Annotated in this window: 8 protein-coding genes; 1 reads left to right on the forward strand and 7 read right to left on the reverse strand. The window is 69.4% G+C overall.

Features of this window, described 5'->3' with window-relative positions:
* Positions 1-25 precede the first annotated feature (25 nt).
* Positions 26-847: a class I SAM-dependent methyltransferase gene (locus ACGF4F_RS22070; RefSeq protein WP_393079779.1), complete on the reverse strand. Its 822-nt coding sequence runs from the start codon at positions 845-847 to the stop codon at positions 26-28.
* Positions 848-976: 129 nt separating this feature from the next.
* On the opposite strand from ACGF4F_RS22070, the gene ACGF4F_RS22075 reads away from it, so the two are divergent.
* Complete coding sequence (locus ACGF4F_RS22075; RefSeq protein ID WP_393079782.1) at positions 977-1,663, forward strand: winged helix-turn-helix transcriptional regulator; 687 nt, start codon at positions 977-979, stop codon at positions 1,661-1,663.
* A gap of 73 nt (positions 1,664-1,736) precedes the next feature.
* On the opposite strand, the gene ispG is transcribed toward ACGF4F_RS22075, so the two are convergent.
* The 6 genes from ispG to ACGF4F_RS22105 form a co-directional block, all read right to left on the reverse strand.
* Complete coding sequence (gene ispG, locus ACGF4F_RS22080) at positions 1,737-2,909, reverse strand: flavodoxin-dependent (E)-4-hydroxy-3-methylbut-2-enyl-diphosphate synthase (protein ID WP_393079785.1); 1,173 nt, start codon at positions 2,907-2,909, stop codon at positions 1,737-1,739.
* Between the two features lie 9 nt (positions 2,910-2,918).
* On the reverse strand, positions 2,919-4,166 hold the full coding sequence (locus ACGF4F_RS22085) for a site-2 protease family protein (RefSeq protein ID WP_357433632.1): 1,248 nt from the start codon (positions 4,164-4,166) through the stop codon (positions 2,919-2,921).
* On the reverse strand, positions 4,166-5,377 hold the full coding sequence (dxr, locus tag ACGF4F_RS22090; RefSeq protein ID WP_393079789.1) for a 1-deoxy-D-xylulose-5-phosphate reductoisomerase: 1,212 nt from the start codon (positions 5,375-5,377) through the stop codon (positions 4,166-4,168). The genes ACGF4F_RS22085 and dxr overlap by 1 nt, the downstream gene beginning before the upstream one ends.
* Positions 5,378-5,420: 43 nt before the next feature.
* Positions 5,421-5,867 (reverse strand): Uma2 family endonuclease, encoded by a 447-nt coding sequence (locus tag ACGF4F_RS22095; protein ID WP_393079792.1) that lies wholly within the window; start codon positions 5,865-5,867, stop codon positions 5,421-5,423.
* Positions 5,868-6,086: 219 nt separating this feature from the next.
* On the reverse strand, positions 6,087-6,593 hold the full coding sequence (locus ACGF4F_RS22100) for an Imm21 family immunity protein (RefSeq protein WP_393079795.1): 507 nt from the start codon (positions 6,591-6,593) through the stop codon (positions 6,087-6,089).
* A 22-nt stretch (positions 6,594-6,615) separates the two neighbouring features.
* Positions 6,616-14,415: a ricin-type beta-trefoil lectin domain protein gene (locus ACGF4F_RS22105; RefSeq protein ID WP_393079798.1), complete on the reverse strand. Its 7,800-nt coding sequence runs from the start codon at positions 14,413-14,415 to the stop codon at positions 6,616-6,618.
* Positions 14,416-14,420 lie beyond the last annotated feature (5 nt).

The raw sequence follows: 14,420 nt of genomic DNA on the forward strand, positions 1-14,420 counted from the left end.
CACCCCGGCCGGCGCCAGCGTCCGGTCAGCCGCGCCGGCGCGCAGTGACCAGCAGGTACTCCCACCGCATCACCCCGGCCTCGAAGTGCCGCCGCGCCAGGTCGGCCAGGTCCTGATCCAGTGCGGCGACCCGGTCGGGGTCGCCGGCGATCGCCCGGTAGACCGCGATCGTCGGTCCGTAGTGGGCCTTGAAGAAGTCCCGGAACGCCTCCGGGCCGGCGAACCGGTCCACCGTGACCGCCTGACGGCGGGTGACGACGTCGGTGACCCGGTCCCCGAGCAGCGCGCGGACGTGGTCCTCGCTCCCCCACAGCGGCGGGGGCTGCGCGCCCGGCGGTGGCGGTGGGGCGTACGGCTTCATGGTGGCGAACATCTGCCCGATGAAGCCCTCGGGCGTCCAGTTGACCAGGCCGATCGTGCCACCCGGGCGACAGACCCGGACCAGTTCGTCGGCGCTGGCCTGGTGCCGGGGCGTGAACATCACGCCGACGCAGGACAGAACCCGGTCGAACTCGCCGTCGGCGTACGGGAGCGCCTCGGCGTCGGCCTGCTGCCAGGTCAGCTCGGCGCCGCGCGCCGCGGCGAGCGTCCGCCCGATCTCCAGCAGCTCCGGCGTCAGGTCACTGGCGACCACGTCGGCCCCGGCCAGGGCCGCCGGAATGGCCGCGTTGCCGGTCCCGGCGGCGACGTCCAGCACCCGGTCGCCGGGGCCGACGCCGGCCGCCTGGACCAGGGCCGCCCCCAGCTCCGGGATGACCTCCGCGGCGACGGTGGCGTAGCTGCCGAGCGCCCACATCTGGCGGTGCCCGGCCTTCACGGCCCGATCCCGCTCCATCGACTCGATCATCACTGCTCCCTCTGCCTCGTCCTTCACTACGGACGGTAGGCAGCGGGCAACCGGCAGCCTAGTACGAGATGTGTACCGGTCCCGACAGGTTCCTGGTCGGGCCGGCGGCACCGGCGTAGCGTGCCGGCCATGGGGGCCTCCTACCACCAGTTCTGCCCCGTCGCCAAGGCCATGGAGCTACTCGACGAGCGGTGGACGCTGCTCGTGATCCGGGAGCTGGTGAGCGGGTCCGAGCGGTTCAACGAGCTGCGCCGGGGCCTGCCCCGGATGTCGCCCAGCCTGCTGTCCCGGCGACTGCACCAGCTCGTCCGGGCCGGCGTCGTGGAGCGGCACGTCGAGGGCCCCGAGGTGCGGTACGTCCCGACCCAGGCGGGGCGGGAGCTGCGGCCGGTGCTCGAGGCGCTCGGCGCGTGGGGCGTCCGCTGGATCGGTGAGCTGGGTGACGCGGACCTGGACCCAAAGCTGCTGCTGTGGGACATGCACCGCCACGTCGACCACGGCGCCGTCCCGGACGGGCGGACGGTCGTCCAGTTCCGCTTCCACGACGTGCCGGCCGACCTGCGGGACTGGTGGCTCGTCATCACCGCCGGGGAGGCTGACGTCTGCGACGTGGACCCGGGCCACGAGGTCTCCGTGACGGTGCGCGCGAGCCTGCGTGGCCTGGTGCAGGTCTGGCTCGGCGACCTGAGCTGGCCGGAGGCGCTGCGCGGCGGCGCGGTGCAGGTGGCCGGCCCGGAGGCGCTCCGCCGGGCCCTGCCCCGGTGGTTCACCCTCTCCGAGTTCGCCGCCGTGCCCAGGCCGACGGTGCGGGCCTGACCCCGGACCGGCCGGAAACGACACGTGCGGCTGCCCCCGGCGGGGACAGCCGCACGTCGTGTCGGATCCGCGCTCAGTGCACGGTGACGGTGGCTCCGGGAACCAGGTCGCGGAGCTCCTCGGGGATCTCGGCGCCCATCTCGGCGGCGAGCCGGAGCGCCTCCTCGATCAGGGTCTCCACGATCTGCCCCTCGGGGACGGTCTTGATGACCTGGCCCTTCACGAAGATCTGGCCCTTGCCGTTGCCGGAGGCGACGCCGAGGTCGGCCTCCCGGGCCTCGCCCGGGCCGTTCACCACGCAGCCCATGACGGCGACGCGCAGCGGCACCGGAAGCCCCTCCAGGCCGGCGGTGACCTCCTCGGCCAGCTTGTAGACGTCCACCTGGGCCCGGCCGCAGGACGGGCAGGAGACGATCTCCAGGCCCCGCTCGCGCAGGCCCAGCGACTCCAGGATCGCGTTGCCCACCTTGATCTCCTCGACCGGCGGGGCGGAGAGGGAGACCCGGATGGTGTCGCCGATCCCCTCGGCCAGCAGCGCGCCGAAGGCGACCGCCGACTTGATGGTGCCCTGGAACGCCGGGCCGGCCTCGGTGACACCCAGGTGCAGCGGGTAATCGCACTTCTCGGCGAGCTGCCGGTACGCGCGGATCATCACCACCGGGTCGTTGTGCTTGACCGAGATCTTGATGTCCCGGAAGCCGTGCTCCTCAAAGAGCGAGCACTCCCAGAGCGCCGACTCGACCAGCGCCTCGGCGGTGGCCTTGCCGTACTTGGCCAGCAGCCGCTTGTCCAGCGAGCCGGCGTTCACGCCGATCCGGATCGGCACGCCCGCGTCGCCGGCGGCCTTGGCGATCTCCTTGACCTTGTCGTCGAACTGCCGGATGTTGCCCGGGTTCACCCGGACCGCCGCGCAGCCCGCGTCGATCGCGGCGAACACGTACTTCGGCTGGAAGTGGATGTCGGCGATCACCGGGATCTGCGACTTCTTCGCGATCGCCGGCAGCGCCTCCACGTCGTCCTGCGAGGGCACGGCGACCCGGACGATCTGGCAGCCGGACGCGGTGAGCTCGGCGATCTGCTGCAGCGTCGCGTTGACGTCGGCGGTCAGGGTGGTGGTCATCGACTGCACCGAGACCGGCGCGCCCCCACCGACCGGCACCGAGCCGACCATGATCTGGCGGCTGGCCCGGCGCGGGGCGAGCGGCGGCGGCGGTACGGGCGGCATACCGAGACTGACAGCGGTCACTTCAGGCACTCACCTTGAGAAGAGCGTGATCGGGTTGATGACGTCCGCGGTGACGGTCAGCAGCGTGAACGCGCCACCGATGAGGATCACCGCGTACGTGATGGGCATGAGCTTGAGGTAGTCGACGCGACCCGGGTCCGGGCGGCGCAGGCGTGCGTAGAGCCAGGACCGGACCCGCTCGAACCAGGCGATCGCGATGTGCCCGCCGTCCAGCGGGAGCAGCGGCAGCAGGTTGAACACCCCGATGAAGAAGTTCAGCGAGACGAAGAGCATGAAGAACCCGTACCAGGCGTCGTTCGCCACGAACTCGCCACCGAGCCGGCTGGCGCCGACCACGCTGATCGGGGTGTCCATGTCCCGCTCGCCGCCGGTGATCGCGTTCCACAGGGCGGGCACCTTCTGCGGGATCCGCTGCATGGCGTGCGCGGTCTGCACGGCCATGGTGCCGGTGAAGTCGGCGGTGGCGCCGATCGCGGCGACCGGACCGTACTCGATCCGGGCCGGCGTGCTGGGCCGGAGCCCGACGCCGAGCGCGGCGACCGACGAGGCGGCACCCTTCGGGTCACCCAGCGGCGGGCGCTGCACGGCCGCGAGATCGACCGTGGCGCTGGCCGGCTGGCCGTCTCGGACGTAGTCGACGGTGGCCGTGCCCGGCTTGGTGGCGCGGACCACGTCGAGCATGTCGCCCCAGGTGGAGACCGGCTTGCCGTTGACCGCCGTGATCCGGTCGCCGTCCTTGAGCTGGGCCTTCGCGGCCGGGCTGGCCGGGTCGCCGGCCTGGCAGGCGCGGTTGGCGTTCTCCACCACCACGCACGGGGCCAGGGCGATGACCGCCGGCTCGGCCTTGAAGCCCGCCTCGGTCGTCGGTGCCTTGGGGTTGGGCAGGCCGACAGAGATGGCCATGACCCAGAGCGCGCCCAGGGCCAGGGCGAAGTGGGTGATGGAGCCGGCGGACATCACGATCGTCCGCTTCCAGACCGGGTACCGCCACATGGCGCGCGGCTGGTCGGCCGGCTCGACGTCGTCGTCCTGCGGGGTCATCCCGACGATCTTGCAGAAGCCGCCGAGCGGGATGCCCTTGATGCCGTACTCGGTCTCGCCCCGCCGGAACGACCACAGCGTCGGGCCGAAGCCCACGAAGTATCGGGTGACCTTCATCCCGAACGCCTTGGCGGTGAGCATGTGCCCCGCCTCGTGCAGGCTCACCGAGACGAGGATGAACACGGCGAAGAGCACCACCCCGAGCAGGTTTGCCATCAAGCTCCTTCCACCGACCCGAAGATGATCTTCTGGGCGTACCCCCGTGCCCACGACTCGGCGGCGAGCACGTCCTCGACGGTACCCGGTTCGCCGAATTCCGGAGCGTCCTCCAGCACACGCTGGAGGGTGTCGACGATGCCGAGGAACGGCAGCCGCCCGGCGACGAACGCCGCCACGCACTCCTCGTTCGCCGCGTTGTAGATCGCCGGGCGGCAGCGCCCGGCCTCCCCGGCCGCCTTCGCCAGGGCGACCGCCGGGAAGGCGGCGTCGTCGAGCGGGAAGAACTCCCAGCTGTGCGCCCTGGTCCAGTCGACCGCGGCGGCGGCCTCGGGCACCCGGTCGGGCCAGCCGAGGCCGAGCGCGATGGGCAGCCGCATGTCCGGCGGGCTGGCCTGGGCGAGGGTGGAGCCGTCGGTGAACTCGACCATCGAGTGGATCACCGACTGGGGGTGGACCATCACCTCGATGTCGGCGTACGGCACGTCGAACAGCTCGTGCGCCTCGATCACCTCAAGGGCCTTGTTGACCATGGTGGCGGAGTTGATGGTGACCACCGGGCCCATGTTCCAGGTCGGGTGGGCCAGGGCCTGCTCCGGCGTGACCTCGGTGAGCTCGTCCCGCCGCCGGCCCCGGAACGGCCCGCCGCTGGCGGTCACCACGAGCCGGCGTACCTCAGCCCGGGTGCCGCCGCGCAGGCACTGCGCCAGCGCCGAATGCTCCGAGTCCACCGGGACGATCTGCCCCGGCCGCCGCACCGCGGCCTTCACCAGGGGGCCGCCGGCCACCAGCGACTCCTTGTTGGCCAGCGCGAGGGTACGCCCGGCGCGCAGCGCGGCCAGGGTCGGCGCCAGCCCGAGCGAGCCGACCACCCCGTTGAGCACCACGTCGCACGGCCACCCGGCCAGCTCGGTCATCGCGTCCGGCCCGGCCACGATCTTGGGCAGCTTGAAGTCGCCGGTGGCCCAGCCACGCCGGCTCGCCTCTGAATAGAAGGCGAGCTGCAGGTCCTGGGCGGCGGAGGCCTTCGCCACACCGACCACCTCGACGCCCAGCTCCAGGGCCTGCGCGGCGAGCAGGTCCACGTTGCCGCCACCGGCGCCGAGCGCCACCACCCGGAACCGGTCCGGGTTACGCCGGACGATGTCGATGGCTTGGGTACCGATCGAGCCGGTCGAGCCGAGCAGGACAAGTTCGCGGAGAGAACTCACCCGCCCATTCTTCCCCAGCGCCGCTGAGCGTCCGCTGGGAGCCTCAGTTTCCGCCGCCCGGTCCCTCGACCGGGGAATCATCGCCGCCCTCGACCAGGGACTCGTCGTCGTCCTCGACCGGCGCCTCCTCATCAAGGAGGTCGGCCGGATCGACGGAGAACTCGAACGGCTGCCTCATTGAGAAGGTGCTGCCGGCCGCAGCGGCGGCTAGCGGGCGGTACTCCCCGTCGATCAGCTCGTAGAGCGCCATCGCGGGAACCCGGTTACGCAGGTCGACCCGGAGGAAGAACGGAACCCCGGCGACGGCGTACTCGCGGGGGCGGTCGATCACATCCTTGCGCCGATTGCCCGGCGACACGATCTCACCGAGCAGCACCGCCTCGGCGATGTCCATCGCCACCTGGCCACGACCAGAGGAACGCAGCACCGCGATGTCAGGGATGAACAGATCATCGCCGGAGACGATGTTGACCTCGTGGTAGAGCCACAACTTGGCCCGCCGGCGTGCCGGACGAACTGGATCCCGACGACCTGGCCGCGATGGCGGCGGCGACCTTCGGCCTGGGCCGGCAGGTCAGCCTCCGTCTCGGCCAGGGCGAGTTCTGCCAGTCATCGCCCAGCGGCACAGGCAGGCGAGCCGCCGCCGTTCCGGCTGCGTCTAGAAGCTGGCCATCAGGCAGCCAGACGATATGCGCCGCCGAAACTGCTTTTACTCCAGAAACTCAAGCTTGGTGAGTGCGAGCGAACCTTCCCCGATCGACTGAGCCATCCGATACGCCGAGCGGACCGCATATCGACCCGGCGGTAGATCTATCGGGAGACAGTCGGAATCCTTGATCGACGGACCGAACCGAGCCGAGTCGAACAACAGGCTCGGACCAGCACAATTCCAGGCCGTAACATGACTCCATTTGATTCCTGGAAGCAGTTGCAGTACGGAATCTCCAGCACGCCCACTGGCGCCGCTGCTCATTTCTTGAACGAATAGGCTACCAGCGGGAACGAAGGTCGTAGGACATTGTCCGTTTGCCAGCACCAGGGCCTCGATTCCATGGACGTCGACCGACTCAGCAAAATCCTGCACCTGCTCAGAAATGCGCCAGTAGTCGGTCTCCTCCTCCTCCACTTCATCGTCACCATCAGGGCCGTACGACCCGTGCCACAGGGCTACCGAGTCACGCGGAATGAGAATCAGCGGCCCGCCAAACGACTGCACCCAACGCATCCTTCACCACCCATCAGCCTGGTATCAGAAGTCCACTTGTGGTCTTCACCCAGCCAGCATCCTTCAAGGGCGTCGGCACGAGAAGACCCATAGGGTTCTTACGGAATCCGGACGGAGTACCCCCGGTAAGCAGCTTCATAGCGAGGTTGCCTTGCCGCGCCATGCAGGTGCCGCAGTGTGGGAACAGCAACTGCGGCGTACCTTCCGGCACGAGCTTGGTGATGGGCTGGTGGTCCGGTGTCCACCACCCCGAGGCGCGAGGGGTTTTCGCACCACAGGAGTGGCAGCCGTTGGCGTTTCCTTCCACCTGGATCGCCAGCCCCTCCGCGTCACTTACCTCCCCAAATTCTTCGACGCTTACACCATTCTTGGCGTTGGGGCCAGGGAACAGCAACTCGCATGCGGCCGGCCTGTTCGCGTTGTGAACGAGGACTGGCGCATCCCCGGCGAGCACATAGTAGGTGTGGACGTTGGCGACGGTGAGGTTGTGGACGGTGGCGCGCGGGGTGGTCCAACGCTCGATCGCCGTGATCTGCACGAGCGTCCCGGCGCTGGTCTGCAGCCACTGGCCGGACCGGAGGTCGGTGGCGTCGATCCACTCACCCAGTTCTGGGACCCAGAAGGGGTGCCCGTCGGTCGCGGTGACCTCGGCGGTGACCGAGCCCTTCTCGCCATCGGTGTCGATGGTGACCTTCACCAGGTGCTTGACACCATCACCCTTGATCGTCGCGGAGACCGTCTCGATCTCGGTCTGCCCCGTCTCCGGATCGGTGACCATGACCTTGTCGCCCGGCTTCACTTCCTCGATCGGCTTGGTGGAGCCATCGGCCATGAGGACGTTGGTGCCCGGCACGAAACTGTTGCAGGATTCGCCGGCGTCCGCCTTGCCGGCGCCGCCGCCACCGCTGGAGCCGCCGTTGCTGCGGTTGGTGCTACCCGTCGAACCGCCCGGCTTCGAATTGCCCTTGCCGCCACCGCCGGCGCCCTTGCCGCCAGCACCGCCGGAGCCAGCGGAGGAGCCCTTCGGGTTGGACTTGGCCTGAGCCTGTTTCTGGACCGGGTTGCCCGTCTTCTTCGTACTGTTGACGGCCTTGTTGCTGGTCGCGTTGACCTTGTCGGCGGCCTTCTTCTGCGCCGCCTGGGCGGCCTTCTTCGCCCGCTCGATGGCCAACTTCTTGGCGTTCACCGCCGCCTGCTCGGCCGCCCGGGCGGCCGCCAGCACCGCCTCGGCCGCGCGCTTGGCCGCCTTCCACGCCTGGATCGCGGCGATCGTCCGATCGATGGCCCGGATCACGGCCGGGATCTTGCCGATCTTGCCCCACGGGATCGCCCCGATGATGAGGCTGCCGCACGCCCACATGTCACCGCCGAAGCAGTTGATGGCGTCGTTGATGCCGATGAAATCCTTCAGCATGTACCAGGCCGACTCGAGGATCACCGACATGAGCGACCGGTTCATGTTCGACTGCGCCTGGGCCACCTGCGCGGCCGACAGGCCCGCGCCCGCCAGCGCCGCCGCCATCTCGCTGGCCGTCAGCGCCACCGAAAGTCCGCTCGCGTCCGAGAGCGTCACCGGGTTGTTGTGCGCGTACGCGTACCCGTTGCTCTGCTCCGGGTCCGTCACGTCCAGCACCGGGTCCGCTGAGAGGAACCGGCCGACCGCCGGGTCGTACATGCGCGCACCCAGCGGGGTGTAACCAGAGGCATCGTCGCGGACCGCACCGAGGAACCCTTGGTTGGTCTGAATATTCACACCGATAGGCGCGGCGGCGCGCTGGTTGCCGAACGGGTCCTGCTTTCGGACCCGGACGGGCATGGCCCCCGACAGGCCGACCTCCGCGTACGGAGTGCCCTGGTGGTCACCGGCGAGGGCCACCAGCGCGGAGCCGGCAACGGCGTGGTTGGCGTACCGCACCACAGTGCCGCCGGGGGCGGCATACGAGCGGTGGGTGCTGACATGCACCCCGCCCTTCTGGACGCTGACCTGAGCCTCGCCCAGATTCAACGTGGCCTGCCTCCCCTGGATCGTCAGGAGGCGGTTTCCGCCAGGCCCGTAGATGTGGCGTGTCTCGTCCTGCGCCTCCCACTGCTGGGCGACAGCGGCGCTATCACAGGTTGCCAGAACGATGGCGGAACCGTCGGCCGTGGCGGCATCCTTGACGGAGACGCACAGACCGGAGGCGGTGTGCTTGAGTTGCCCCACCGAGGTGCGTTCCAGCCGCTGGCCATCGGAACCGTCACACCTCTGAATCCCTAGTACTGATCCAGCGGCGTTAGCCGCGGGCTGGACACACCAGTTGTCATACACGGAGAGCGTGCCCAGGTTGGCGTTGCCCTGGCTCGGGACGGGGGCGAAGGTCCACTTCTGAGCGGGTGAGTCGTTGCACGGGTACAGCTGGAGCGGCTGACCAGGCGTCGCCAGGCCCTTGCTCAGGTCCAGGCACTTGTTCGCGAGGCCGACGTACGCGGTCCTGCCCTTGGCGCCCTGGCCGGCGATCCGCTCCACCTGGCCGTCGTACGTCCAGGACAGCGTCTGCTCGTCGCCGTTCTCGATGGACTTGACGGACTTGGTCTCGCCGGTCAGCTCGTAGAGCCGTTCCGCCTCGGCGGTGACCTGTGCGCCCGCCGGGGTTACGTAGTTCTTCGTCACCTTGGTGAGGGTGCGCGGCTGGCTGCCGTCGGCCTTGCCGTAGGCGTAGGTGGTGGTGGCGTCCTTGGCCGCGTTACCGGTGAGGTCCTTCTCCACCAGCTTGGTGCGGTTGCCGAGCAGGTCGTACTCGTACTCCTGCCAGTAGCCGGAGCCGTCGGTGCCGGCCGCCACGTTGAGGGTGCCGTCGGTCTTGACCGGGCCCGGGTTGCACAGCGCCTGGTCCTTGGCCGTCCACGCGGTCTTCAGCCGGCCGAGCGAGTACTGGAAGCACTGCCGCTCCTCGATGCCGGTCGCGCGCTCGCGGATGGCGAGAACGTTGCCCGCGTCGTCGTACCAGTAGGAGCGGTGCGAGACCAGGTTGCCACCGACGACGCCCTTGTCGGTCGTCTGCTCGCGGAAGACCTGCTGGTCGGTGAGGGCACCGCTGGCGTCGTCGTACGTCGCCGTCGTCCAGACCCGGTACGGCTGCGCACCCAGGGTGGACCGGAGCACCTGGCCGTACGGCGAGTAGACCGTCTCCGACCCGTACCAGTCCTTGCCGGACACCGACAGCGGCAGGCCGTCCTTGGTGTAGCGGACGAGGACCTTTTCCGAGGGCAGATTCCCGATCCCCGGCAATGTCGCCGACTCGGTCAGGCCGGTGTCGGTGTACGTGTAGTCGTAGGTGTACGAGGTCTTCAGGCCCCACGTGTCGGCGATCGCCTGCGGCAGGGTGAGCGTCGTGGACGTCGGCTGGTAGTCGGTGGTGTAGCCGCCGATCGACTGCTTGTACGGCAGGCCGTCGGTGTAGCGGGTTGCGGTCGCCGGCAGGCCCTTGCCACCGGAGGCGGTGTCGTAGGTGAACTCGGCCAGCAGTGCGCCGTTGTTGTCACCGAGGCGCTGCTGGGTCGGTCGGGACAGCTCGTCGTAGCCGTTCCAGACGGTGATGTTGCGGGCGTTGGTGGCGGTGAGCTGCCGGTCCCGGTGGTCATAGGTGAACCGGCTGGTGCCGGCGTCCGGGTCGCTGGTCTCCACCAGCCGGCCGCGCTGGTCGTAGCTCCAGGTCCACGAGTGGGTCGGGTCGGGGTCGGCCGAGTGGGTGACCTTCGCCAGTTGGCCGCGCGCGTCGTACTCGTACCGCATGGAGGTGAACGTGGTGCGGCTGGCGTTGGTGAACGTGTCCACCCGGGTGGTCCGGCCCAGCGCGTCGGTGAACAGCCGGTAGGAGGTCGCACCCGACGGGTTGATGACCGTCGAGTGGTCGGCACCGTAGGTGTAGCTGGTGGCCCGCTCCGGCGCGGCCACGTCCTTGAAGACCGGCAGTTCCTGGGTGACCCGGCCGAGGCCGTCGTAGGTGTAGCGCGTCGCGTTCGGGATCGCGGTGCCGGCGAGCGGCGTGAAGAGGGTGCCGACCGGCCCGCCGGCGGCGTAGTAGGCGTTGTTGGTCTGCCACACCTCACCGGAGCTGTTGTACAGCGTGTCGGTGATCAGCCGGCCGCCGCCGGTCGCCTCCTCCTGCGACTGCCGCTCGCGGCCGAGACCGTCGTAGAGGGTGACCGAGGTCTGGATCTTGTCATCGTGGCCACGGCTGAACGTCGTGATGTACGGCGGCTTGCCGACCGGAGTGGCGTACTCGGCCTTGAAGTCCGGGACGGACGCGGGCGACGGGGTGCGACCCGGTCCCCAGGCCTCGACGAGGCGGCCCAGCGGGTCGTACTTCGCCTCGCTGACCCGGCCGTTGAGGTCTGTGGTCTTGACCGTGACGGCTCGGCCCGGATCGAGTTCCTGGACCTGCTTGTGCCCGAGCGAGTTCTCCTCGGTGACCGTGAAGGCCTGACCGGTGGACGGGCTGTAGGTGATCCTGGAGGTCTTACCGTCGGGGTCGGTCTTCGACAAGACGCGGCCGATGGCGTCGAAGCTGCTGGTCCCGTTGGACTGGAAGCCCGAACCGTCGCCCTTCAGCGACCAGGTCTGGGTGGCGAGCCCGCGGGTCGTGCTGCCGAGCGCGATGCCGTACGCCTGGCCGTCGTAGGCGACCTGGCCGGCGCTACTCAGCGTCTTCAGGTCGTCGAAGGTGGCCGCGGCGCAGGTGGTCGGGCTGGTCCGCGTTTGCTTGGTCAGGCCGATGACGTTCTTGTCGGTCTGGTGCAGGTACTCCACGAACGTGCAGGACTCGTCACCCGTCTTGCCCGTGTCACCGAGGGACTCGATGTACGTGGGCAGGCCGTGCGTCGTCTCGAAGGTCGTCTTCGTCTCGACCACCCGCTCGGTGCGGGTGTCGTCGCCGGTGCCCGACGACTTGGTGTACGACACCTGCCGCGGCTCGGTGACCCGCCACGCCTCCAACGGGCTCAGCCCGTCGTCCCGCGTACGGGAGGCCAGCAGCTGGGCGGCGGGGTACGTGACGCTGCGGGTCAACCAGTTGGTGTCGGCGTCGCCGGCGCTGCTGTACGTCAGTTCCTCGGCGACCCGACCGGCGAAGGGCTCCAGGTCCTTGGCGATCTCGGCGCCGGTGATGTCCCGCATCGACACGGTGTCGCCCATGCCGCGGAAGTAGCGGGTGACGGACTTCGTCCGCTTGCTGCCGATCGCCGGTTCGTCAGCGCCGGTGAGGACCGTGGTCTGCTCGAACCCGGCGAACTGGGAGTAGGTGCGGGTGGACTTCTTGGTGAACTCCTGCTCGGCGAGCTTCCAGCCGGGGTTGGCGTAGTCGTACCGGGTGATGGTGGTGGTGCTGTAGGCGCTGTCCACGTTGGGCAGTTCCTCAACGCTGTCCACCACGTACTTGTGGAACCAGTCGATGTCCTCGACGGCAGGGTCCGGGTGCCAGAAGGACGGGTAGCAGAGCCGATTGTTGGCCTTCAGCGCCGCCGTGTCGCTCTTGCCGGGCAGGCCGGTGCCGGTCGCACAGTCACCGGCGGGCTGCTTGTAGGTGACGACGGTCTCGCCGCCGTACTCGTTGATGACCCGGGCGATGCGGAGCCGGGAGAAGCCGGGGCGGTTGTCCTTCTTGACGCGGTTCGGCATGTCCTCGGCGTTGGACTCGAACCGCACCGCGTTGAGCTTGATGCTCGCGTCGGTGGTGCCGTTACGGCCGTACCCGGTACGGGTGATCGACTCCAGCCACAGCGCGGTGTTCGGGCCGGTCTTGAGGATCGGGAAGGACTGCTTGAGCTGGTACTCGTCGACCACCTGGCGGGCGGTGGTGTCCGTCCGCCGCTGCGCCGACGTGCTGATCATGTCCAGGCGCTTACGGGTGAAGAAGGACGGCGACGCGTTCCAGCACTTCACACCCGCGGAGCAGCGCAGGTCCGCCGGCGTGTCGTACCAGATCCGGTACTTGCTGGGGTTCTTGTCCGCGAAGTTGGCGTCGCTGCAGGTGAGGGTGCCCTCGTCAAAGCACCGTTCGGCCACGATGAACCGCACCCGGGCCGGGGCTTCGGCCGAAAAGATGGTGTCCCGGCGCTGCCCGTAGTCGATGCGGGTCAGGTAGCCGCCCCGGTCGTACACGACCGGAGCCTTGAAGTTGAAGTTCTGGGCGTAGTAGTTCGTCTCCTTCGCCCACCACAGGCTCATGGCGTTGCCGTGGACGTCCTCGATGTAGTCGAGAGACCACCGCCAGGCCTGGGTGCAGGCGGACGCCTTCCACGCGTCGACCCCGCCCGCCTTGTAGCAGGTTTCCGCCGGTTCGCCGTCGCTCAGGTGGTTGCCGTAGACCGGCACGGTGAGCACGGAGTTGGTCTCCGCCTTACCCGCGGTCCAGCCCGGCAGGCGGTTGAGGCCGAAGTGGTACCTGGTGCCGTCACGGGTCGTGACGACCCAGTACTCGCCGTCGTTGTCGCCGTTGGCCAGGCCGGTGTCCTTGCGCAACTCGACCTTGGAGCCGTCGCCGTTGGCGGTGAACCAGGCGTTCTTGCCCGCGTCCCAGACCAACTCGGTGGTCATGCCGGCCAGCGACAGGGTGGCGTTCTTGGACCCCCAGCACAGGTCGCTGGTCTTGTGGTCCTTGTTGTTCGCCCCGGCCTTCTTCGAGTCCTCCCGGCAACTGGCGTAACTGCGGGTGATCGCCCCGGCGCTGTAGTCCCATCCGTCACCGATCCACGACGCCTGGTTGTTTGTCGCCGAGGTCCGTCCATCCACCGTCTGTGACGAGTAGGACAGCGCCACCTTTGGCATCAGCCCACCGGCGGTTTCCGGCACCTGCACCTGGTACGAGTAGGTGAACGCACCGGACGAGGCACCAGCGGCCCAGGAGCCCGACGACAGCAACGGAGTCGCCGTATAGTCGCCGGCCGCCGAAGCGCCCGTGTCCAGCACGCCGACCACGTTCGACCCGGTCGACTCGGCGACCGACGCACCGCGACTCGCCGGCTGCTCGCCGAGCAGCTCGCCCACCGGGATGTTGCTGGTCATGACCCGACGCACCGACTCGTCGCCGTCGGCCGTCAGGCGAGCGGGCGCCGCAGCCCCGGGCACCAACTCCACCTCGCTGGACAGCCGCTGAGCCGACAACGTGCCGGTGTCCGGGGCGCAGTCGCCGGCGTCCGGAGAGTCGTACACACAGGCCGGCAGCAGTACCGCACCGAACCGGTCGGCCGCCTGCGGGCCGTACAGGTCCGCGAACGGCGTGTAGTCCACCGCGAGCGCGACCTCGGCCGCCGGGTCTGCGGTCGCCGGCGGCGTGATCTTCATGATCAGACCCGACACGCTCGCGTCCTGCGACGCCTCCGGCGCCGCCAGGTCCACGGTCCAGGCGCCGGCCAACGCGGCCGGGTCACCACCGGACGGCACACCCAGCGCGACTGGCAGATCATCCACCGGCACCGTCGCGCCCGGCTCCACACCGGTCAGATCCACCACACCGGAGTCCTGCGCCCAGGGGGTGACGGCGACCGGCGCGTACGGCTCCACCGGCACCTCGGGCGCGGTGACCAGGTTCTTCTCGGCCTGGTCGTCCTCATCGGCCCGCTCGGTCTGCGGGATGTCCGGCAGGTCGACGTTCATCTCCTCGCGCGCCATACCGGCACCGGGCACCGCCCACGCCTCGGCGGGCAGCATCGTCGCGACCAAGGTCGTGGACAGCGCCAACACCATCGCCGCACGAGCCCGACCCCATCGGGGCTGACCTGGCCTCGTCGGGGTCCCCCGGCGCCACGGCCGGGACAGCAAACCGATACCTCGCACGCGTC

This window comes from Micromonospora sp. NPDC047740 (assembly GCF_043204735.1).
Taxonomy (GTDB): domain Bacteria; phylum Actinomycetota; class Actinomycetes; order Mycobacteriales; family Micromonosporaceae; genus Micromonospora.

What these genes read in the sequence shown, in the direction of transcription:
- ACGF4F_RS22070 (WP_393079779.1), bottom strand. Translation starts at nt 847, where the DNA reads ATGATCGAGTCGATGGAGCGGGATCGGGCCGTGAAGGCCGGGCACCGC.
- ACGF4F_RS22075 (WP_393079782.1), top strand. Translation starts at nt 977, where the DNA reads ATGGGGGCCTCCTACCACCAGTTCTGCCCCGTCGCCAAGGCCATGGAG.
- ACGF4F_RS22085 (WP_357433632.1), bottom strand. Translation starts at nt 4,166, where the DNA reads ATGGCAAACCTGCTCGGGGTGGTGCTCTTCGCCGTGTTCATCCTCGTC.